This is a genomic window from Ralstonia pickettii (assembly GCF_001699815.1).
In the GTDB taxonomy this organism is placed as follows: domain Bacteria; phylum Pseudomonadota; class Gammaproteobacteria; order Burkholderiales; family Burkholderiaceae; genus Ralstonia; species Ralstonia thomasii.
Genome location: NZ_MCGB01000027.1, coordinates 15,137 through 36,104, shown reverse-complemented (window position 1 = coordinate 36,104; position 20,968 = coordinate 15,137). Strand labels below are relative to the sequence as shown.

Genomic DNA, 20,968 nt, shown 5'->3' with positions numbered 1-20,968 from the left:
CCGTTCCCAAGCGCCCAAAAGAACGGGAAAAGGCCCTCTTCTTGCCGATTTGCTTGCGCACCCACTGCCGATAATGGCAACCACGGAGCCATGCCCGGACATTGGGTGAGCGCTCAAGCAACGTAGTCAGTCAGGAGATTTTGGATGCCAACGACAGCCGATTCGGTTGCTGTCGCCGACACGCTCGGTACGGTGGATATGCCGACGGTGGGCCAGGGCGCGATGACGCGCCAGAAAGCGGGAGGAGCAGGTGCGCTGGGCGCCCTGGGCCCGCTCGGCCGTCTGTCGCCGCGTCTGCTGATGATGATCGGCGGTGCCGCGCTGGTGGCCGTCATTGCCGCCGCGATGCTGTGGAGCCGGGCTCCGGACTACCGTGTCCTGTACAGCAATGTGTCCGACAGCGACGGCGGGGCGATCATCGCTGCGCTGCAGCAGATGAACGTGCCGTACCGCTTCGCCGAAGGCGGCACCGCCATCATGGTGCCCGAGACGAGCGTGCATGAAGCCCGTCTGAAGCTCGCTTCGCAAGGGCTGCCCAAGGGCGGCCAGGCCGGCTTCGAGCTGATGGAGAACCAGAAATTCGGCACCAGCCAGTTTGCCGAGCAAGTCAATTACCAGCGCGCCCTGGAAGGCGAGCTCGCCCGCACCATCCAGGCCATGCAAGAGGTGCAGTCCGCCCGCGTGCATCTGGCAATGACCAAGCCGTCGGTGTTCGTGCGCGAGCAGGCCAAGCCCAGCGCGTCGGTGCTGCTCAAGCTGTATCCGGGCCGCATGCTCGACCGCTCGCAGGTGCAGGCCATTGGCCACCTGGTGTCGAGCAGCGTGCCGAACCTGCCGCTGGCCAATGTGACGGTGGTCGACCAATCCGGCCGCCTGCTGTCGTCGTCGTTCCAGGACAACGCCTCGGGCCTCGACCCGACGCAACTGAGCTACGTGCGCGACGTCGAGCAGGGCTATATCAAGCGCATCGAAGCCATCCTCGGCCCCGTGGTGGGCGAAGACAACGTGCGTGCGCAGGTGACGGCCGACGTCGATCTGGACAACACCGAGCAGATGGCCGAGAGCTACCGTCCGAACCAGGACCCGGCCAACGCCGCCGTGCGCAGCACGCACACCGCTGAAGCCACGCAGAACAAGGCCGACGCCCAGGGTGGCGTGCCGGGCGCGCTGTCCAACCAGCCGCCGACCGCGCCGCGCATGCTGCCGACCGCACCGGCTCCGGCCTCGGCGTCGCAACCGGCTGCGACCGGCCCGAATGGCCAACCGCAACAGGCGGCGGCTGCCAACACGAGCGGCACCGCGGCCAACGGCAATTCGTCGAGCACCCGCGACACCACCACCAACTACGAAGTCGACAAGACCGTGCGCCGTACCCGCGCCGCAGTGGGTACCGTGCGCCGCCTGTCGGTGGCCGTGGTGGTCAACTACCGTGGCGACGGCAAGACCTGGAAGCCGCTGTCGGAAGCCGAGATGGTCAAGCTCAACGCGCTGGTCAAGGACGCCGTGGGCTTTGACGCCAAGCGCGGCGACTCCGTGAACGTGGTCAACAGCCAGTTCTCGGGCACGCTGCCGATGTCCAAGGACGACCTGCCGCTGTGGAAGCAGCCGGACATGATCCAGTACGCCATTCAGGCCGCCAAGTACCTGGCGCTGGCAATCGGCTTCCTGATCCTGGTGTTTGCGGTGATCCGTCCGGCGATCCGCTCGATGGGCAAGAAGGACGCGCCGGCCACGCCCACCTTCGTCGGCCGTGAAGGCGAAGATCCGAACGCCCCGATCATCACCGGTGCTGCGGCTTCGGCCGGGCCGGAGCTGGAAGGTCCGGCGGCGGGCGCCGATTCCGAAGAGCTGCCGGACGCGCTGCCGCAACTCAAGAACAACGACTTCGAGAAGAAGCTCGAGACCATGCGCCGCGTGGCGCAGAGCAACCCGCGCGCCGTCGCGGCCGTCATCAAACAATGGGTGAGTAACGAATGAGCGCCGAAGGACTCCAACGCAGCGCCATCCTCATGATGTCGCTGGGCGAAAGCGAAGCAGCTGAAGTGCTCAAGCACCTGGGCCCGCGCGAAGTGCAGAAGCTGGGCGCGACCATGGCCGCGCTGAAGAACGTCTCGCGCGAGCGTGTGCTCGACGCCTTTGACGCCTTCTTTGTCGAAGCCGAAGACCTGCCGCTGGACGTGGATTCGAACGAGTACATCCGCACCGTCTTCCGCAAGGCATTGGGCGACGACCGCGCCGCCAACATCATCGACCGCATCCTATCGGGCGGTGACACAAGCGGCATCGAAGGCCTGAAGTGGATGGATGCATCGTCGGTGGCGGAACTGATCCGCAACGAGCACCCGCAGATCATCGCCACGATCCTGGTGCACCTTGACCGCGACCAGGCTTCGGAAATCCTGACCTATTTCACCGAGCGCCTGCGCAACGACACCATCCTGCGTATCGCCACGCTCGACGGCATTCAGCCCAGCGCCCTGCGCGAGCTGAACGACGTGCTGACCAAGCTGCTGCAAGGCAACGACCACCGCAAGAAGAACGCGATGGGCGGCGTGCTCACGGCAGCGGAAATTCTCAACCTGGTGCCGAGCGCCGTGGAGAGCGCGGTCATCGAAGGCGTGCGTTCGCGCGATCCGGAACTGGCCGACGCCATCGTCGAGAAGATGTTCGTGTTCGACAACCTGATCGATCTGGACGGCCGTGCGCTGCAGACGCTGCTGCGAGAGATCAGTCAGGACGTTCTGGTGGTGGCGCTCAAGGGCGCCAAGCAGGAGTTCCGCGACAAGGTATTCGCCAACATGTCGCAGCGTGCCGGCACGATGCTCAAGGAAGAGCTGGAAGTGCTCGGCCCGGTCAAGGTGTCGGAAGTCGAAGCGCAGCAGAAGGAAATCCTGGTCGTTGCGCGCCGCCTGGCTGACGAGGGCGAGATCACCATCGGCCGCAAGGCGGAGGACGCCTATGTCTGACCGTGCTGGCCGCCTTGTTTTGACGGGGCGCTGAGATGCCGCGTCCGCCGATCATCCCGCGCGACACACTGCTCGAATACCAGGCGTGGGAGCCGACCGACTTCCGGCGGCAGGCCGCAGAGGCTGCTGCTGCAGCCGCGCCGCCGCCTCCGCCGCCTCCGCCGGCTGAGCCCGAAGAGCCGCCGATTTCCGAAGAGGAATGGCAGGCCGCGCTGGACGCCGAGCTTGCCACCGCCCGTGACGAAGGTCGCCGCGATGGTTTTGCGCAAGGTTTTCAGGATGGCTTTGAACAAGGCCGCCGCCAGGGCGAGGAAGATTCCAAGCACATCGCCACGCTCATGCAGTCCGTGCGCGAGGCGATCGACCAGTTGAACGGCAGCGTTGCCGAAGAGCTGGTTGATCTGGCGCTGCAACTGACGCAGCAGTTTCTGCACGGTGCGCTGCATGCGCAGCCCGAGCGTATCCTGCCGCTGATTCGCGAAGTGCTGGGCGACGCGCCCACCGCACCGGCACCTGCCATGCTGCGCGTCCATGCCGATGACGCAGAGCTGATTCGCCAGACGCTGGGCACGGAGCTGGCCGCTGCCGGTTGGACGCTCATCGTCGATGCCGCCATCGAGCGCGGCGGCTGCCGCGTGCAGACCCGCTTTGGCGAAACCGATGCCACGCTGCAAACCCGCTGGGCCGAACTGACCCGTGCGTTGGGCCGCGATACCGCATGGCTTGCCAGCGAGCGCGTGGAAGCCGAACGCGTGGCAGGAGGCGCACTCCATGTCGCCTGAGACCGTGCGGCTCGCCGCGGGGGTTGGCCACAACGCTGCCGCCAACAACCCCAACGTGCGCATGTGGCAAACCCACCTGCAGCAGACCGCGCAGCGTGCGCGTCTGGCGCGCCCGGTGGTGACGTGCGGCAAGCTCACGCGTGTGGCCGGCCTGGTCATGGAAGCCGTTGGTCTGAAGCTGCCGGTGGGCAGCGCCTGCCGCGTGGAACTGCCGCATGGGCGCCACGTGCTGGCCGAAGTGGTCGGCTTTGCCGAAGAGCGCGCCTTCCTGATGCCGCAAACGGATCTGGTGGGCGTGGTGCCCGGTGCGCGCGTGTTCCCGCTGGAGCCGCCACGCCTGCCGGTGTCGAGCGAAGACGGCGCCGACCCGACGATTTCGCACAGCAAATTCTTGCCCGTGGGTCCGCGCCTGCTGGGCCGCGTGGTCGATGCCAACGGCGAGCCGCTCGACGGCAAGGGGCCGCTGGGCGCGCACGAAGACCTCGCCTGGGGCACGTTGAACCCGGCACCGCTGAACCCGCTCAAGCGCAAGCCGATCGAGCATGTGCTCGACGTGGGCGTGCGCGCCATCAATGGTCTGCTGACCGTTGGCCAGGGCCAGCGTCTGGGCCTGTTCGCCGGCTCCGGCGTGGGCAAGAGCGTGTTGCTGGGCATGATGGCCCGCTACACGCAAGCCGACGTGGTGGTGGTGGGCCTGATCGGCGAGCGCGGCCGCGAAGTGAAGGAATTCATCGACGAGATTCTTGGCGACGAAGGCCTGGCGCGCTCGGCCGTGGTGGCCGCGCCGGCTGATACCTCGCCGCTGATGCGCCTGCAGGGCGCTGCTTACGCCCACACGATTGCCGAATACTTCCGCGATCGCGGTTGCAACGTGCTGCTGATCGTCGATTCGCTCACGCGTTATGCGATGGCGCAGCGCGAGATCGCCCTGGCCATCGGCGAGCCGCCGGCCACCAAGGGCTATCCGCCCTCGGCGTTTGCCAAGCTGCCGGCGCTGGTTGAGCGTGCCGGCAACGGCATGGTCGATGCCAACGGCCGCGGCGGCTCCATCACCGCGTTCTACACCGTGCTGGCTGAAGGCGACGACCAGCAGGACCCGATTGCCGATGCGGCCCGCGCCATTCTGGACGGCCACTTCGTGCTCTCGCGCAAGCTGGCGGAGCAGGGCCACTACCCGGCCATCGATATCGAACAGTCGATCAGCCGCGTGATGTCGGCCATCGTGCCGCGCGAGCAGCTCGACACCGCCCGCCGCTTCAAGCAGCTCTACGCCCGATACCAGCGCAACCGCGACCTGATTGCCGTGGGCGCCTACGCGCGTGGCAGCGACCCGGTGACCGACCAGGCCATCGCGCGCTACCCCGACATGGAAGCGTTCCTGCAGCAGGGCATGTTCGAAAACGAAAGCCGCGAACACACGCTGGAGAAGATGCACGGAGTGCTGGCGTGATGTGCCCGCTTGACACTGTGAAGCCGCAAGCGTTGCGCAAGCCGGAGGCTAAAGCCGCCGGGTTTGCGTCCGATGGGTTGATGTAACGGGAAGCTGGAGGGTCTACCGATGACCACCATGAACAAGCCGTTCCGCCTCGAAACCGTGCTGGAACTGGCTCAGAAGGACACAGAAAAAGCCACGCAGGAAGTCGGCCGCCTGATGAACACGCGCGAGGCCGCCACGCAAAAGCTCGCACTGCTGTCCGACTACCGCAACAACTACCACCAGCAAATGCTGAGCACGGCCGAAGGCGGCATGGATGTCACGCGCCTGCGCAACTACGCGGCCTTTATCGACCGACTGGGCAATGCCGTGCACCAGCAGAAGGGCACCATCAACGCGTTGGAGCAGCAGCTCGCGATGAGCCGTGCCAACTGGCTGGAAAAACAGCGTCGCGAGCAGTCGTTCGACATCCTGCGCCAGCGCCACATTGAAGAGCAGCGCCTGGACGAAGAACGCCGAGCCCAGCGCGACAACGACGAACACGCCGCCAAGGTGATCCGCATGCGTGCGGCCCAGGGCGGCAATTGAAGACCAACGCGAACACGCAGTCGCAAGATGGAGTCAACGTGGGCTTGAGTGCCACCCCCAACCCCGCTGCCAACGATCTGGGCGCCATGCTGTCGGCCGGCAATGCTGCCGCAGCCGACAAGGCGCAGGCCCCGTCGTCAGGTACCGATACCTTCGGCAACCTGTTGTCGGACCGCATGGCCCAGGACGCTGCACGCCGTCGCGCCGATGCACAATCCGCCGCCGACGATGCCAGCCGCCGCGCCGATATCGCCCGCAAGGACGTCGCACGCACCGACGCCGCGCGCAACGACCAAGACGCCCAACCGGCAGACGGCAACACTCGGGAGCAGGCCGTCACAACGCCTGCTGGCAGCACCGCCGATACGGCCAGCGCTAAGCCGGCCCAGCCTGCCAGCGCCAAGGATCTCGATACCGCCGCGAAACAGGCCGCGGTCGATCCGGCTGCACAACTGGCCGCCCAGATCGAGGCTGCACGCCAGGCCGCGCAGCAGGCCGCAGCCGCGCAACTGCCGGTTGCCTTGCACGCCGCCCGATCGAATACCAACACCGATACCGATGCGACGTCGTCGGCTGCGGGCAGACCGTCCGCCAATGACCCCGCCGCACTGGCCGCCGCAAGTGCAGCTGCCAACGGGGCGCAGGGTGCCGCTGACCCGGCCACGACGGCACACGCAGGCCTGGCCGGACTGCCTGCTGCGAAGGACACGAAGGCAAACGCCGCAAACACGCCGACGTCGCCCGCCACTGCGTTGCCCGACAGCGGCACGCTGGCGCAGGCCATGGCTCGCACACGCGCCGTTGCTGACAACACGCCGGCTGCCGTGCGCCAGCTCGGCAGCGCGTCGTCCGGGCAGGGTGCCAATGCCGATCGCGGCCTGCCGCGCCGCGATCTGAGCGCACACAACGCCCCCGCGCAACCGGCCGCCGCCGCCGTAACCGATGCCACCAGCCACGCCAGCAATGGTGGCAACACCGGCAACACCGATAACTCTGGCACGCAATCCAACGCGCAGGGCAACGGCATGCAGTTCCAGGGCGTGCTGTCGCGCGCCACTGGCGACGCGGGCATGGCCGCGCCTACCTTTGCGGTGGGCGGTGCCAACGCAGGCGCAGCGGCTGGGGCATCGATCACGCCGCAACAAGTCCACACGCTGCCCACCTTTGGCGATGCCGCGTGGCCGCAGAGCATGGCCAGCCAGCTCGCCTTCATGCAAGTACATCGCCAATCGTCGGCCGAACTGCAGTTGAATCCGGCCGAACTGGGCGGCATGCACGTCAAGCTGGAAGTGGACAACGGCGCCGTCAACGCGAGCTTTGTCTGCCAGCACCAGGCCGTGGCCGAACTCGTGCAGGACGCCATGCCGCGCCTGCGCGACGCCATGCAGCAAGGCGGGATGCAGCTTGCGCAAACGTCAGTCAGCACGGGCGACTTCAGCCAGCAGCAGAACGCATCGCAGGGCTCGTCGGCGCAAAACCAAGGTAGCGGTTCGGGCAACGGGGGGAGTGGCAGTCGTTATGGCAGCAGCGGCTCGCAAGACCGCCCCGATACGGTGACGGCGGCACCGCGCCGTGTTTCCAGCCACGAAGGTGCGATCGATACATTTGCCTGACGATTGGGGCGGCGCCTAAAGTTCGACGCGACGCTGCCGTTAGTACGCAGGAGTACCACGCAAAAATGGCCAGCCGCAAGGCCACAAAAGAAGGACGGGAAATCACAACGCGAGCTCGCCGCGCATACGTTTGATGCGGCAGCGTTGCAAATGAATAACAAGGGGGTCAAGTCCGACTGGCGAAGAAGGGATCAAACGGGGATCATTTCGCCACATCCGTCCTTGGGCGGATGCACACGGACCGATGCGGGGTGTCCGAGCCGGGGGGCTGGCGCACCGCATGTTTGCCGTACTTACGGGAGAGCGCACCGCGAGGTGCGCTTTTTGTTTTTGTGCGCCAGCTTCGTGGTTGCGGCGCACCTGCGTGCGGAGTCTCAGGCGCCCGCTTCCGCCGTTGCGAGTGTGGCGGGCGTGACCGATATCACGTGCTCCACGCCATAGCCGCGCTCCACCCATGCATCGATACCGCCATGCAACGGACGCACGCGCTTGAAGCCGCGTCCCATCAGCGTGCGCGCCAGCATGACGGCAGACGCCTCGTTGGGACAGGCGCAGTAGATGATGATCTCTCGGTCGGGGCCGTCGATCTCGATCGCGCGTTTGCTGCTGGACATGTCATACAACATGGCTCCCGGAATGCGTTGCGGCTGCAGCATGCGCGAGCTGTCGGCGCGCACATCGATGATGACGGGTGCCGCGCCCGATTCGATCAGCGCGTGCAGCTCATCGGGCGAGATGCGCGCCATCTCCAGCATCTTGCGAAAGCGCCAGCGCTGCAGCCAGCGCGCCGCCACATACACCGCCGCCAGCAACGCGACCAGCAGCACGGCACGCGTGCCCAGCATGTCGAGCCGGCGCAGCGCCTGGTCGATGCTGTCATGCGCCACGCGGCCCAGCAGCAGCCAAAGCGTGGCCCACACCGCCGAGCCCACCAGGTTGTACAGCGCAAACGTGCTGAACGGCGTGCGCATGGTGCCCAGCAACGCCGACGACACGGTCGACAAGCCCGGAATGAACTTCGCGATCAGCAGCATCGGCGCGCCCCAGCGCTCGAACTGCGTGCGCGTGCGCCGCACGCAGGAATCGGGCGACAACGACACGCGACACAGCAGTGCCATGACGTGCCTGCCGTAGCGCTTGCCTGCGAAGTACCACAGGCCGTCGCCCAGCAGCGCGCCGGACACCGCAGCGGGCGCAAGCTCCATGAAGTAGAGCGGCCCCTGGAATGTGAGCGCGCCGGCCACCAGCAGCGTCGGCACGGCCGGCAGCGGTGCACCAGCTTGCGTCAGCAGCACATTGAGGAACACGGCAAACGCGCCGTATTCGGCGATCAGGGGAAACAGGTCATGCATGGCAGGAAGGGCGCGGCGGGGGCAAATGCGTCTGCCAAATTACCGCATTCCGGCGCCGCCCGATAGCCATGTCACCGGAATGCACTCGGCGATACGCGGTTCGTGTTGAATTGGCGTGACAATGAACGCTTCACATCGCTTCCCATTCCCACAGCCATGTCTTCCGCAATGCCCATCGACGCTTCCGCTCCCGTGCATGAAACCGGCGCCGTTACCATTCGTGCGGTGACCGAGGCGGATCTGCCGACCATCGTCGGCATCTATGCACATCATGTGCGTACCGGCACCGCCAGCTTTGAGATCGATGCCCCCGATCTGGCCGAGATGACGCGCCGCTTTCACGCATTGCAGGATGCCGGCATGCCCTACGTGGTGGCCGAAGCAGGCGGTGCGCTGCTCGGTTATGCGTATGCCGGCCCGCATCGTGCGCGGCCTGCGTATCGCCATACGGTGGAAGACTCCATTTATCTTGACGGCGCCGCGCAGGGGCGGGGCGTTGGGACGTTGCTGCTGGAGGCGCTCATCCGCGAATGCCAGGCGCGCGATTTCAAGCAGATGGTGGCGGTAGTAGGGGGCGGTCGCGAGAACCCGGGGTCAGCCAAGCTGCACGCCCGTTGTGGGTTTCGCGAGGTGGGCGTGCTGGAGGCGGTGGGCTACAAAGTTGGGCGCTGGCTGGATTGTCTGCTGATGCAGCGGGCCCTGTGAGGCAGCGGCACTGGTTAAGGTTCAGTGAAGAACGGTAGACACTTTCCTGAGTGGCTCAAACTTCTAAGCTCAATTCACAGCGCTTTGATTACTACGCTCAATCGATGATGTCGGCGCAGGCGTCGGTGGGCGCGGCCGCCACATGCCCCACCAGCGGCACCATCTTCAGGCCCGCCGATGCCACGCGGCACGGCGCGGCCACCACGCCGCACCCGGAAAGGAGTGCAGCAACGAGCAGGGACACAGCGAGGAGAAGGCGTTTCATCGTGGGAGCGATTGAAAGCGAATGCCGGGCAGTGTGACACAGAGTCATTCGCCAACCTGTGCGCGTGTGTATCGGGAAATGACAATCTGTGCGCGTCACAACCATGATGCGATGCGTCAGAACCCAACAATAAAACCCGTTCGAAAGCCGTACAACGCTGACTTTGGGTGAAAAAGTCACATTCTGCGTTTGCGCAAATTAACCCGCAAGCCTTTGTTGCAGGCCGCAAAACCACTGGTGATGCGGGTTTTCCCGTAATTTCACATATCGCAACAATAAATTGTCTGTCGCGACATTTATTGTCTGAACAGGCTCGCCTACGATGACTCCATCGAATGCGGCGCCGCAGCGAAAAAGAAGATCCTGGAAATGTCCGGATCACCTGCCCGACGCGCTGCGCCCATCTGGAGAAGACATCATGAAAGCCCAACGTACCCTGATTGCTGCCCTGATCGCCTTGGCAAGTGTGCCGGCCCTGGCCGCAGCCAAGTTTGACGTGTACACGCAAGGTGCTGCGCAAGTCAGCCAACGCTTCGATGTGTACTCGGAGGGCGCCAAGGCTGGCGACAGGTTCGATCCGTACACGCAAGGCGCCAAGGCTGGCAGCAAGTTTGATCCGTACACCGAAGGCGCTCTTGCCCGTGCCGGCAAGTTCGACACCTATACCGAAGGCGCCAAGGCTGGCAGCAAGTTTGATCCGTACACCGAAGGCGCCGTCGCCTGAGCCTGGTTCCTGCCCCAAAAACGCCCGCACATTGCGGGCGTTTTTGTTTGCGTCACCGGGCAAGCGCGATGATTGCGAACCGAGTCGCCGTTGCCGCGTCTCACTCTCATCGCAACCTGGAAGCCATGATGATTCGTTCTCGTCGTCCGACCCGCTCCCTCCTGTGCCTTACGCTGGCCGCGGCCGGCATGCTCGCCGGTTGCGCGACCGTCACCCCGGGCCCGTTCCTGATCACCGTGCGTGATGCCGATGACACGGTGCTGGAGCAGTTCCAGTTCCAGGCCGGATCGCAGGGGGCGCTTGAGACCGCCATGATCGGCATGTGCCGCGTGTATCCGGAAGCCACCGTCATCGCAGAACAGCTCTCAACGCACGAACGCCTGCAGGAGCGCTGCAGGCGCTCGTTCGCTTCAATGCTCTCAGCGTCCTGATGCGCTGAAGCGGCTACCATGTCGCCTCATCGGCTGGCGTTGCCGGCCTTGTGTGAACACCCCGAGTACGCACCCGAGGCCCATGTGAACCCGCAAGACAAGTCCTCCGAAATTTCCCAGCTTTCCCGCTTTGCAGCGACTCGGCCGCGCCTGTTGTCGGCGTTTGCGCTGGGCGCCATTGCTGTGGCCGTTGTGCCGGCGCACGGGTGGCTTGCGCGCCTGCTGCTCGGCTGGGACATCGCCGTGTGGGCGTATCTGATTCTGATCACGGTGATGATGTTGCGCGCAGACCCACACCGCATCCGCGCCGTCGCCCGCCGTGAAGACGCACGCGCATCTGCCGTGCTGGCGGTAGTCTGCCTCGGTGTGGTGGCCAGCATGGTGGCCATTGCGTTTGAGCTGGCGACGGCCAAGTCGGCTGGGCATGCACAGACGTCGCACTACGTGTTCACCGGCATCACAGTGCTCGGCGCCTGGCTCATGGTGCCGATGATGTTCGCGGTGCACTACGCGCATCTGTATTACCGCGCGCCCCACGAGCCGCCGCTGCGGTTTCCCGACGAGCAGCTTGAGCCCGATTACTGGGATTTCCTCTACTTCTCCTTTACGATCGCGGTCGCCAGCCAGACGGCCGATGTCAGCATCCGTTCGCGCGCAATGCGGCGGGCGGTGCTGGGGCAATCACTGCTGTCGTTCTTCTTCAATACGAGCATCCTCGCGCTCTCCATCAACATTGCTGCCGGCCTGTTCTCATGACGATGCTGCCCCCCGAGCTTCCTCCCAACGCGCACACCCGCGCCATCAACGCTGTCAGCTACGTACTGGTGGCGGCGATGATTGCGTCAGTGCTGTGGCTGCACCTGTTGCCGGCCGCCATAGCCGGTTTCCTCGTCTACGCGTTGGCGCGCAAGCTGGAGGCGCGCCTGCGCCGGCGCCGCACGCTGTCCCAGCGCGCAAAGGCGATTGCCGTGATCTGCGTGTTCGTGATCGCGGCGCTCATTCTTGCGGCGCTGGGCATCGGGATCGGCCGCTTGGTCGAACATGGGCATGGGCTCGAAGGCATGCTCACGCGCATTGCCGACGTGCTCGACAACCTGCGTGAATCGTTGCCGGCAGCGGTAGTCAATTACGTTCCGCAGTCGGTGACGGAGCTGCGTGTGCAGCTTGTACAGATGATCAAGGAGCACGGCCATCAGGTGTCGACCCTCGGCATCGACGGGTTGCGAGCCAGCGCATTGATGCTGGTTGGGCTGATCCTGGGGGCGATGGTGGCTTGGTCGGAAACACCTGATTCCGAGCACCACAAGCCGCTGGCCGCAGCATTGGTGAGCCGTCTGAGCCGGTTGACCGATGCATTCGAGGCGGTGGTGTTTGCGCAGGTGAAGATCTCCGCGCTCAACACGGCGCTCGCTGCGGTCTACCTGCTGGGCGCGCTGCCGCTGTTCGGGCAGCACGTGCCGTATTCCAAATCGCTGATCCTGTTGACCTTTGTGGCGGGGCTGATTCCGGTGGCGGGCAACCTCATCTCCAATACAGCGATCGTGGTGATGAGCGTGACCGCCTCATTGGAACTGGCGGTGGCTTCACTCATCTTCCTCGTGGTGGTGCACAAGCTGGAGTACTTCGTGAACGCGCGCATCATCGGCAGCCGCATCGATGCGCGCGCGTGGGAACTGATTCTCGCGCTGATCGTGATGGAGGCGCTGTTTGGTGTGGGCGGGGTAATTGCCGCGCCAGTGCTGTACGCCTATATGAAACGCGAGCTGACGGACGCCGGGCTGATCGGCTGACGCGTTTCTCGTTGATGCGCGGGGTGACCCGCCAGCGCCCCCGCGCTGACGGCATCGGCAGAAAAGAGCGCGCCCTACGGGACGAGGGGCGCGCAATAACTCGCTGACCGAGAGACGTCAGCGAGCCGAGGGTCGGTACACGGGGACGAAGCGGGCGGCGGGCGCGTGGCGTTGCCGGTGACATCCACGGCTTCGGAGGTGACGAAGCAGCAGACGACCCGGTCGTCGAGCAGAGCCTGATAGAAAAGGTCTCCCATCGCGCGGCATAGCGTTCCCGTTAGCAGGATCATCATGGCTTCCCCTCCCATGTTGGCCGATGTGCGGCATCGTCGATGCTGGTCATCGGTTCGGGTTGCGGATCGTCGTGCGTGTGAAGTTGCTCACGCATCGGGTTCCGTCAGGCCGTCGGCACTGGCACCTGGCTGGTGGCCGGGCGCCGTGCTGCAGTCCATGCTGGCGAGTATAGAAAGCGTCTCCTGAGCGGCCATGCTCCGAACGGAGTAGCCCCGCGCGAGAAAATGGCTAACACGTTAGCTGCCTGCCAGGGCAAGCTGGGCGCGGGTTTGCGGGAAGATGCCCCGAGTTTTGTTGAACCCGGCGCGGCGTGGGGTGACGCTTCTGCCTCGACAATAAATTGTCCGGTTTGCGCTAATCGTTGTCGAATTTGCGGTAACACGCCTGCACCGTTTAGGCGCAACATTGAGCGCTTCCTCGCCTCAATATCGTGACCTCAACCCATCATGCAAACCACCGCAAACGGCACGGCCGCTGCATCGGCAGCCGCTGCCGCGCAGGCCGACAAGACCGGCTTTGGCGTGATCGGCGCCATCAGCTTCGCGCACTTCCTCAACGACATGATGCAGTCGTTGATCCTGGCGATCTATCCGCTGCTCAAGGGCAATTTTCATCTCGACTTCTCACAGATCGGGCTGATCACGCTCACGTATCAGATCACCGCCTCGCTGCTGCAACCGATGGTCGGGCTGTATACCGACAAGCACCCGAAGCCGTATTCGCTGTCGGTGAGCATGGGCTTCACGCTGGTGGGGCTGGTGCTGCTGTCGGTGGCGCCCAACTTTGGCACGGTGCTGCTGGCAGCCGCGCTGGTGGGCACGGGCTCGTCGATCTTCCATCCGGAATCGTCGCGCGTGGCGCGTATGGCGTCGGGCGGCCGTCATGGGCTGGCGCAGTCGCTGTTCCAGGTGGGCGGCAATGCGGGCAGCGCGATGGGTCCGTTGCTCGCGGCAATCATCATCATGCCGTATGGGCAGCACAGCCTGGCGTGGTTTTCGATTGCTGCGCTGATCGCCATCTTCGTGCTGTACCACGTGGGCGGCTGGTACAAGCGTGAACGTGCCGCGGGCCATGGCAGCAAGGCGGGTGGCCGTGCACATGCCGCGATCAAGCTGTCGGGCGGGCAGGTCGCGTTTGCAATGACGCTGCTGGTCGTGCTGCTGTTCTCGAAGTACTTTTATCTGGCGAGCCTGAACAGCTATTACACGTTTTTCCTGATCACCAAGTTCCACCTGTCGGCACAGACGTCGCAGCTGTTCCTGTTCCTCTTCCTGTTCTCGGTGGCGGTGGGCACGATCGTGGGTGGTCCGATTGGGGATCGCGTGGGCCGCAAGGTCGTAATCTGGGTGTCGATCCTCGGGGTGGCGCCGTTCACGTTGCTGTTGCCGTACGCCAACATGTTCTGGACGGCCGTGCTGACGGTGATCATCGGGCTGGTGCTGGCCTCGGCGTTCTCGGCCATCCTCGTGTATGCGCAGGAGCTGATTCCCGGCAAGGTCGGGATGGTGTCGGGCCTGTTCTTCGGGTTTGCGTTCGGGCTGGGCGGCATTGGCGCCGCGGTGCTCGGCAAGCTGGCCGATGCAACTGACATCTACAACGTCTATCACCTCTGCTCGTTCCTGCCGCTCATCGGCCTGCTGACGGTCTTCCTGCCGGATATCGAACGCAAGCGCCAACAGGCGGCGTAACGCGACACACCCCGCACACGGATGCAGCGCGGCGGACGTCCCCTCCCGGACGATCCGCCGCTTTGCTTTTGCTTTTTGGCGTTACTTCTCGACGGCGTGCGTCGGGCCCGGCCACACGCCGGTCATCTCGATCTCGCGCCGGCCGGTCAGCCATTGGCCGAGCGGGCTGGGCCAGCGGAACGAATAGTTGTCGCTGTTCACGACGCCCTGGAACTTCACGTCGACCTGGATATCGGTGGCGTTGAGCGGGATGTTCGCGACCGTCTTGGAGATGCCGCCGCTGAGCGAAAACTCATCGCTGCGCGGGCCTTGCGGCGTGTTGAACCGCAGCTTGATGTGCGTGACGTAAGTGCTGCCCGGCTTGTTATTGAAGTAAATCTCGAAGCCGCCCAGACGCGTGATCCAGTTCGGGATCAGCAGGTTGCCGTCGAACGACGCAAAGGTGTAGGCCACCGGAATGGGCGCGGGCGCCTGCTTGCCGGGCTCGAACGGCCACAGATGCTGGTCGACGCTCTTGGTCTGGTTGACCGACGCGAACGACCCCTTGCCCGTCGCGCTGCCGAGCATGTCATGCACGGCACCGGCCGAGCCCGTGATCGAGAACGACGCGTTGTTGTCTTGCGAGCCCACGTTCAGCCCGCTGTTGGCCAGGATCACGCTGGTCACCACGCCGAAGCCCTGCGCGATGTTCCCGCCCGAACCCATGCTGACAGACTGCGCCTGCTCGGCGAGCCACTTGATCGTCTCGGGCCGCGTGAGCTGTGTCAGGTCGCTGATGTATGACTCCGAGGCAATGCCGAATTCCGAGGCGATCGACCCGACCGCCGAGAACTCCCATTTCACTTCTACGCCGGCGTTGATCTTGGTGCCGCTTTCAGGATCAGTGGCCGAGCCATCGAGCTTGACGTTGGTTTCGGTGCGGTGGACGTTGTTGGTCGACAACTTCCATTGGTTCGGGACGGTGCGCGTGTTGATCGCCACGCCCGGTGTTTCGGGCTTGACGGGCGTGAAGTCGCCGGTGTCGGGCGACACAAAACCGACGGCGCCGGGTCTGATGGTGGGGGCGAGCGTCCAGTTGCCCCAGTAAGCTGCGCGGCCGTTGCGGATGAGGTCGGTGAAGGCGCGATTCCATTGCATGGTTGCACTCCAGGCGTGAGGTTGTGCTGCGAGTCAGCGGGTTTGCGCGGTGGTCTCCATCGCCACGTAGCGACGGGTAGGGCGCGAGGGCACTGTCTCAAACAGGCTGGCGCCTGTTAATGCAGCAGAAGACCTGGGACAGACGGCATGGATACCGGCATGGGGAGGTTGCCGTGCGCGGCCTCACGCAAGCCGCGCGAGCCCCAGCGCCAATCCCAATCCGATCAGGAGCACGCCAATCACGCCGTCCACGATGCGTTGCCGTGCCAGCAGCGAACGCCGTAACGCGCCTGACGCAAACACTGCGGCCACCAACGCAAACCACACCGCGTGCGCCGCCGACATGAACACGCCATAGCCGAACTGCGCGGCCGGCGGCGTGCCCGGGTGAACGACCTGCGTGTACGTGCTGACTACGAACAGCGTCGTTTTGGGATTGAGCGCATTGGTGAGAAAGCCCATGCGCAGGGCTGCGAAGGTCGATAGCGTTGGCGCGTCGACGCTGTTACCGGCAGTCTCGCCGCTGGGCAACGGCTTGGCCGACAGCGTCTTCCAGCCAATCCACACCAGGTACGCCGCGCCTACCAGCTTGATGCCCTGCAGAAGGGTTGGCGCATGCGCAATCAGCAGCCCTACGCCGAACATCGTGTAGAACACGTGCACCTGTACGCCCAGCGCAATGCCCAGCGCGCACAGCACGCCGGCGCGCCGCCCATGCAGCAGGCTGTTGCGCGTGACCATGGCAAAGTCCGCGCCTGGGCTGATGACGGCGAGGATGGTGATGACGGCAACAGCAAGGAGTTCGGTCATGTCGGGCGCAATCGCAAAGTGGGGGTGCGCCAATTCTGGATGCACCCGTCATCGCTGCAAATCGATTTATGATGCCGTTTTTAGGTGAGAAAAACTGACAGATGGCGCTGCCTCCACTGAATACCCTGCGTGTGTTTGAAGCTGCGGCACGGCACGGCAGCTTCGTGCGTGCGGCGCAGGAGCTTCACGTAACGCATGGCGCTGTCAGCCGGCAGATACGACAGTTGGAAGCGTCGTTAGGGGTGGATCTGTTCGAGCGGCGCAATCGGGCCGTCTTCCTGACGCCAGCGGGCGACCAGTTGCATGCGGCTGCCACCGATGCGTTTGAAATTCTCACAGATAGCATCGACCGGATTGCCCGCCGGGCAATGTCTTCAACGCTGGTGGTGTCATGCGAACCGACGCTGGCGATGCGGTGGCTGATCCCGAGACTGTCGCGCTTCCAGGCGCGGCATCCGGCCATCCAGGTGCATCTGTTTGCGGCGGGCGGGCCGATCGATTTCGCGCGCACCGGGGTGGACGTCGCATTGCGCCGTGATGACTTTGCGTGGCCCGCGCACGTGCATGCGGCGCCCATTTGCGACGAGTGGATCGGCCCGGTACACGCCCGCCAAGCGGATATTGCCGCGCGCCGACGGCTGCTGCACACCGCCACGCGCCCCGATGCATGGCAGGCATGGTGGCGCGCCAGCAGTACAGCACGGCCGCGAGGGCGGCTGCCCGAAGCGCGCTACGAACATTTCTATCTGAGTTTGCAGGCGGCCCTGGCGGGGCAGGGCACCGCCATCGCGTCAAAGCTGATGGCCGGTGATGACCTGAAAGATGGGCGGCTGATTGCGCCCGAAGGGTTCCGACGTGACGGCTCCAGCTACAACCTGCTGGCCGATGCGCCTATCGCGCCCGACAGCCCGGCCGGCGCGTGGCTTGACTGGTTGCGCGAAGAGGCGGCCGCCACGCTGGCGGATTAACGTCAGCCGGGCTTATGCCGTCGCTTGCCGGCCGCCCAGGATGCCGCGAATGGTGGCCAGATATGCTTCGCCCACGGCCCGGTTGAACGGTCGGGCACGCGGTGCCGCCCGTCTGCGCGGCGGGGGCGTCAGGCCCAGCGTGCGGCAGACTTCCGACACATACGGCCGCCCGCGCACATCCATGCGCAACACGACTTCGTTCAGAGCCTGTTCACCCAGGCGCTCGCGCAGCCAAAGCACCGTCTGGCGGTCGTACTCGTTTTCGATGCGGATCAGGTCGTCCATGACAAGGGCTGTATAAATTTACAGTTACTGTAAATATATACAGGTATCCACAGATTTCAAGGACGATGTTGCGGCCGCGCCGCAATAGCGCGGCGGCTCGGTCGATGCGGTAAGCGCCCCGTTGTCAGACCGTCATGCCGCCATCGACGACGATGCATTCGCCGTTGGTGTAGCTCGCTGCGTCAGACACCAGGTAGAGCACCGTGCCGGCCATCTCGCGCGGCTCGGCGTGGCGGCGCAGCGGGATCTCGCTGATCCAGCGGTCGTACGTGGCCTTGTCTTCAAAGAGGGCGCCTGCGAACTTGGTCTTCGTCAGCCCCGGCAGCAGCGCGTTCACGCGAATGCCGAAAGGCCCGCATTCCTTGGCGAACGCGCGCGTCATGTGGGCCACGGCCGCCTTGGTGATGGAGTAGATGCCCTGCTTGTCGCCCGGGTGCAGCGCGTTGACCGACGCGGTGTTGACGATCGCGCCACCGCCCTGCGCCTTCATCATCTTGCCGGCTTCAACCGACATGAAAAAGTAGCCGCGGATGTTCACTTCCACGGTCTTCTCATAGGCCGCCAAGTCCGTCTCAAGGATGTGCCCAAAGTGCGGGTTGGCCGCCGCGTTATTGATGAGGATGTCGAGCCGGCCGTGCCTGCTGCGGATGGTGTCGAACGCCGCCGTAATGTCTTCCATGCGGCCGACGTGGCAGGCAAGCGCTTCGGCCTTGCCGCCTGCCGCGCGGATGCGTTCCGCCACGACTTCGCAGTCGGCCAGCTTGCGGCTGGACACGATCACGTGCGCGCCTTGTTCTGCCAGCAGCTTGGCAATCTCTTCGCCAATGCCACGGCTTGCGCCCGTTACCAGGGCGATCTTTCCGGTCAGGTCGAACAGGTTGGTGCTCATGGTATGCTCCTCCAATGGTTATGTGTTGTGGGCGTGTCCGCGTGGGCGTTCAGCCGTATGTCTGGAATGCGCGCCGCGCCGGGTCGTCCAGATGCGGGATGCCGTTGAAGGTGGCCAACTGGAACGCTTCGGCGTTGAAGAAATACTGCGAGACGCTGCTGTTGCGGATCTGCAGGTTCAGCGCGATGGCGCTCGTTGGCGGTGCGGCCAGCACCTGCTGCGCCGTCACAGCGATGGGACCGCCGGAACTGATCGCCAGTACACGCTGCCCGCCGCCGGCCTGGATGGCCGCGCGCGCATCGGCCACGCGCTGCTGGAAGGCGGCCCACGTTTCGGGCAGCGGCCCGCGGATCTTGTCGTCCGACCACAGATGCAGCACCTGCTTGAGCGCCCGGTAGTGGTCGCGCATCGAGCCCGAAGCGAGTTGCGTCAGCTCCGGAAAATCCTCGCCGAGCGCGGCAAACAGCCCTTGGAAGTCGTATTCGTTCAGCCCGGCATGCTGCTCATACGCCGTGCCCGACATGCCCATGCCGCGCAGGATGCCGTCGACGGTCTGCTCATGGCGGCGCAATGTGCCGCAGATGACGCGATCAAAAACGATGTCCTGCCGCGCGAAGTATTCCCCAAGCCAGACGCTCTGCTGCTCGCCGCGCTCAGAGAGCCGATCGTAATCCGCCGCGCCAAACGAGGCTTGTCCGTGCCGTACGAGATAAAGCTCCGCCATCGTCTGCTCGCCAAATCAAAGGGGAAACCAGATTAGCGGCGCGTGCATTATTTGTGAAATTTATTCTTTGAATGACCGGTAATGCATGCAATGAATAGTTGTGCCACTGCATGACGGCTTGCCAAGAGCAAGCTGCGGGTGAAGACCGTGCGCCTGGCGCAACATGGCTGCCCGGCCAGCACTGATGTTGTGTGTAATGGCTGTTTTGCCACTTCGCTACAAAGGTCCCGCATGAAACCGTCCCGCCTTGCCGTTGCTGCGCTGCTGCTGTGTGCCTCAGGCCTGTCCTGCGCTGCCGATGCCAATCCCAAGGTGCTCTCCGCCGCCGAGGGCTACCGTGGCGACGCGCTGCACCTGCTCGAGCGCTTGGTAAACATCGATTCGGGGACGGGCAACGAAGCGGGGCTCAGCCAGATTGGCACCATCGTCACTGACGAACTGCGCAAGGCTGGCGCCCAGGTGGAAACAGTGTCCGCCGCGCCGGCGGTGGGCAACAACATCCTCGCGACCTGGAAGGGCACGGGCAAAACGCGCATTCTGCTGATGGCGCATATGGACACCGTCTTCAAGGACGGCACCGCACGCGCCAAGCCTTTTTACATCAAGGACAAGCGCGCCTACGGCCCCGGCGTGATGGATGACAAGGGCGGTGTGGTGGCGGGTTTGTATGCGATGAAGATCCTGCAGCAGCTCGACTTCAAGCAATACGGGCAAGTCACGCTGCTGCTCAACACGAACGAGGAAACCGGCTCCAAGGGCACGCGCGCGTTGATCGAGCGCGAGGCCAGGCAGCATGACGTGACGCTCAACCTGGAGCCCGGCCGGCCCGCCGATGGGTTGGTCGTGTGGCGCAAGGGCAGCGGCACGGCGGAGATCGACGTCAAAGGCAAGGCCGCGCACGCCGGTGTGGCGCCAGAAACTGGTCGTAACGCCGCCAACGAACTGGCGCACCAGGTGCTGCAAGTCGGCAAGCTGGGTGACAGCGCCAAGCAGACGACGTTCAACGTGACGGTGCTCAAGGCGGGTGATGCGACCAACGTCATCCCCGACCATGCAACGGCTTACGCAGACGTGCGCGTGGCAGTGCCGGAAGAATTCGACCGCGTGGAGCGCGATCTGACGCGCGTGTCGGCCAACAAGCTGATCGCCGAGACGGAAGTGAAGACCTCGCTGGTGCGCAGCTTCCCCCCGATGCCGCGTAACGCAGCGTCGGACCAGCTCGCCGCCAAGGCACAGGCTATCTACGGCGAGATCGGCCGAATGCTCACGCTCGAGGGTAGCGGCGGCGCCGCCGATTCCAGCCTGTCGGCGGGTGTCGGCACGCCCACGCTCGACGGCTTCGGGATTGTCGGGGGCGGCATCCACACGCCGGAGGAATACGCGGAAGTGGAGAGCGTCGTGCCGCGTCTCTATCTGCTGTCGCGCATGATCATGGAGCTTGCTGTGGGCAAGTAAGATCTGCGCCGGCGGTACGCAACAAAGAGCGGGTGACAGAGCGGTGCTGTCACCCGTTTTTTTTTTG

Annotated in this window: 21 protein-coding genes; 14 read left to right on the top strand and 7 right to left on the bottom strand. The window is 64.6% G+C overall.

All coding sequences use genetic code 11. The features are described from left to right. The first annotated feature begins 144 nt into the window (after positions 1–144). The 6 genes from fliF to BEK68_RS05160 all read left to right on the top strand — a co-directional run bounded on the left by fliF (position 145) and on the right by BEK68_RS05160 (position 7,384). On the top strand, positions 145–1,977 hold the full coding sequence (fliF, locus tag BEK68_RS05185) for a flagellar basal-body MS-ring/collar protein FliF (RefSeq protein WP_024542087.1): 1,833 nt from the start codon (positions 145–147) through the stop codon (positions 1,975–1,977). Further along, a complete protein-coding gene (gene fliG / locus BEK68_RS05180) occupies positions 1,974–2,966 on the top strand; it encodes a flagellar motor switch protein FliG (protein ID WP_004631464.1) in 993 nt (330 codons plus the stop codon). The genes fliF and fliG overlap by 4 nt, the downstream gene beginning before the upstream one ends. A 35-nt stretch (positions 2,967–3,001) precedes the next feature. Further along, positions 3,002–3,748, top strand: a complete 747-nt coding sequence (fliH, locus tag BEK68_RS05175) for a flagellar assembly protein FliH (RefSeq protein ID WP_004631465.1) — start codon at positions 3,002–3,004, stop codon at positions 3,746–3,748. Continuing rightward, complete coding sequence (gene fliI, locus BEK68_RS05170; RefSeq protein ID WP_004631466.1) at positions 3,738–5,198, top strand: flagellar protein export ATPase FliI; 1,461 nt, start codon at positions 3,738–3,740, stop codon at positions 5,196–5,198. The genes fliH and fliI overlap by 11 nt, the downstream gene beginning before the upstream one ends. A gap of 108 nt (positions 5,199–5,306) precedes the next feature. Continuing rightward, positions 5,307–5,771, top strand: coding sequence for a flagellar export protein FliJ (gene fliJ / locus BEK68_RS05165; protein WP_004631467.1), 465 nt, complete (start codon positions 5,307–5,309; stop codon positions 5,769–5,771). A 38-nt stretch (positions 5,772–5,809) separates the two neighbouring features. Next, positions 5,810–7,384, top strand: a complete 1,575-nt coding sequence (locus BEK68_RS05160) for a flagellar hook-length control protein FliK (RefSeq protein ID WP_024542086.1) — start codon at positions 5,810–5,812, stop codon at positions 7,382–7,384. 374 nt (positions 7,385–7,758) lie between these two features. Here the strand turns inward: BEK68_RS05160 and BEK68_RS05155 are convergent, their stop codons facing one another. Beyond that, positions 7,759–8,736: a DedA family protein/thiosulfate sulfurtransferase GlpE gene (locus BEK68_RS05155; protein WP_004631469.1), complete on the bottom strand. Its 978-nt coding sequence runs from the start codon at positions 8,734–8,736 to the stop codon at positions 7,759–7,761. A 156-nt stretch (positions 8,737–8,892) separates the two neighbouring features. Here BEK68_RS05155 and BEK68_RS05150 point away from each other — a divergent pair, with 156 nt between their 5' ends. Further along, complete coding sequence (locus BEK68_RS05150) at positions 8,893–9,441, top strand: GNAT family N-acetyltransferase (protein WP_024542085.1); 549 nt, start codon at positions 8,893–8,895, stop codon at positions 9,439–9,441. 97 nt (positions 9,442–9,538) lie between these two features. On the opposite strand, the gene BEK68_RS25685 is transcribed toward BEK68_RS05150, so the two are convergent. Beyond that, entirely contained in the window at positions 9,539–9,706 is a 168-nt protein-coding gene (locus tag BEK68_RS25685; RefSeq protein WP_009277085.1) for a DUF6726 family protein, read from the bottom strand. A gap of 418 nt (positions 9,707–10,124) precedes the next feature. Between BEK68_RS25685 and BEK68_RS05145 the strand changes: the two genes are divergently transcribed. The 5 genes from BEK68_RS05145 (at position 10,125) to BEK68_RS05125 (ending at position 14,633) form a co-directional block, all read left to right on the top strand. Beyond that, positions 10,125–10,430, top strand: coding sequence for a hypothetical protein (locus BEK68_RS05145; protein WP_065851572.1), 306 nt, complete (start codon positions 10,125–10,127; stop codon positions 10,428–10,430). 128 nt (positions 10,431–10,558) lie between these two features. Next, the gene (locus tag BEK68_RS05140; RefSeq protein WP_024542082.1) at positions 10,559–10,861 is read left to right on the top strand and encodes a hypothetical protein; all 303 of its coding nucleotides are present in this window, start codon (positions 10,559–10,561) and stop codon (positions 10,859–10,861) included. 84 nt (positions 10,862–10,945) lie between these two features. Beyond that, complete coding sequence (locus BEK68_RS05135; protein WP_170816369.1) at positions 10,946–11,617, top strand: DUF1345 domain-containing protein; 672 nt, start codon at positions 10,946–10,948, stop codon at positions 11,615–11,617. Next, a complete protein-coding gene (locus tag BEK68_RS05130) occupies positions 11,614–12,651 on the top strand; it encodes an AI-2E family transporter (RefSeq protein WP_024542080.1) in 1,038 nt (345 codons plus the stop codon). The genes BEK68_RS05135 and BEK68_RS05130 overlap by 4 nt, the downstream gene beginning before the upstream one ends. A gap of 740 nt (positions 12,652–13,391) precedes the next feature. After that, entirely contained in the window at positions 13,392–14,633 is a 1,242-nt protein-coding gene (locus tag BEK68_RS05125; RefSeq protein WP_024542079.1) for an MFS transporter, read from the top strand. A gap of 81 nt (positions 14,634–14,714) precedes the next feature. Here BEK68_RS05125 and BEK68_RS05120 read toward each other — a convergent pair whose 3' ends face one another. Continuing rightward, complete coding sequence (locus tag BEK68_RS05120; RefSeq protein WP_024542078.1) at positions 14,715–15,770, bottom strand: hypothetical protein; 1,056 nt, start codon at positions 15,768–15,770, stop codon at positions 14,715–14,717. A 183-nt stretch (positions 15,771–15,953) separates the two neighbouring features. Further along, a complete protein-coding gene (locus tag BEK68_RS05115; protein ID WP_024542077.1) occupies positions 15,954–16,580 on the bottom strand; it encodes a LysE family translocator in 627 nt (208 codons plus the stop codon). A 101-nt stretch (positions 16,581–16,681) separates the two neighbouring features. On the opposite strand from BEK68_RS05115, the gene BEK68_RS05110 reads away from it, so the two are divergent. Further along, positions 16,682–17,548 carry a LysR family transcriptional regulator gene (locus tag BEK68_RS05110; RefSeq protein WP_004631480.1) on the top strand — a complete coding sequence of 289 codons (867 nt, stop codon included), beginning with the start codon at positions 16,682–16,684 and terminating at the stop codon, positions 17,546–17,548. A gap of 12 nt (positions 17,549–17,560) precedes the next feature. Here BEK68_RS05110 and BEK68_RS05105 read toward each other — a convergent pair whose 3' ends face one another. The 3 genes from BEK68_RS05105 to BEK68_RS05095 form a co-directional block, all read right to left on the bottom strand. Beyond that, the gene (locus tag BEK68_RS05105) at positions 17,561–17,833 is read right to left on the bottom strand and encodes a hypothetical protein (protein WP_004631481.1); all 273 of its coding nucleotides are present in this window, start codon (positions 17,831–17,833) and stop codon (positions 17,561–17,563) included. Positions 17,834–17,957: 124 nt separating this feature from the next. Next, positions 17,958–18,722, bottom strand: a complete 765-nt coding sequence (locus BEK68_RS05100) for an SDR family oxidoreductase (RefSeq protein ID WP_004631482.1) — start codon at positions 18,720–18,722, stop codon at positions 17,958–17,960. A gap of 49 nt (positions 18,723–18,771) precedes the next feature. Next, complete coding sequence (locus BEK68_RS05095; RefSeq protein ID WP_004631483.1) at positions 18,772–19,446, bottom strand: histidine phosphatase family protein; 675 nt, start codon at positions 19,444–19,446, stop codon at positions 18,772–18,774. A 231-nt stretch (positions 19,447–19,677) separates the two neighbouring features. Here BEK68_RS05095 and BEK68_RS05090 point away from each other — a divergent pair, with 231 nt between their 5' ends. Next, positions 19,678–20,901 carry a M20/M25/M40 family metallo-hydrolase gene (locus BEK68_RS05090; protein ID WP_024542076.1) on the top strand — a complete coding sequence of 408 codons (1,224 nt, stop codon included), beginning with the start codon at positions 19,678–19,680 and terminating at the stop codon, positions 20,899–20,901. The last annotated feature ends 67 nt before the right edge of the window (positions 20,902–20,968 follow it).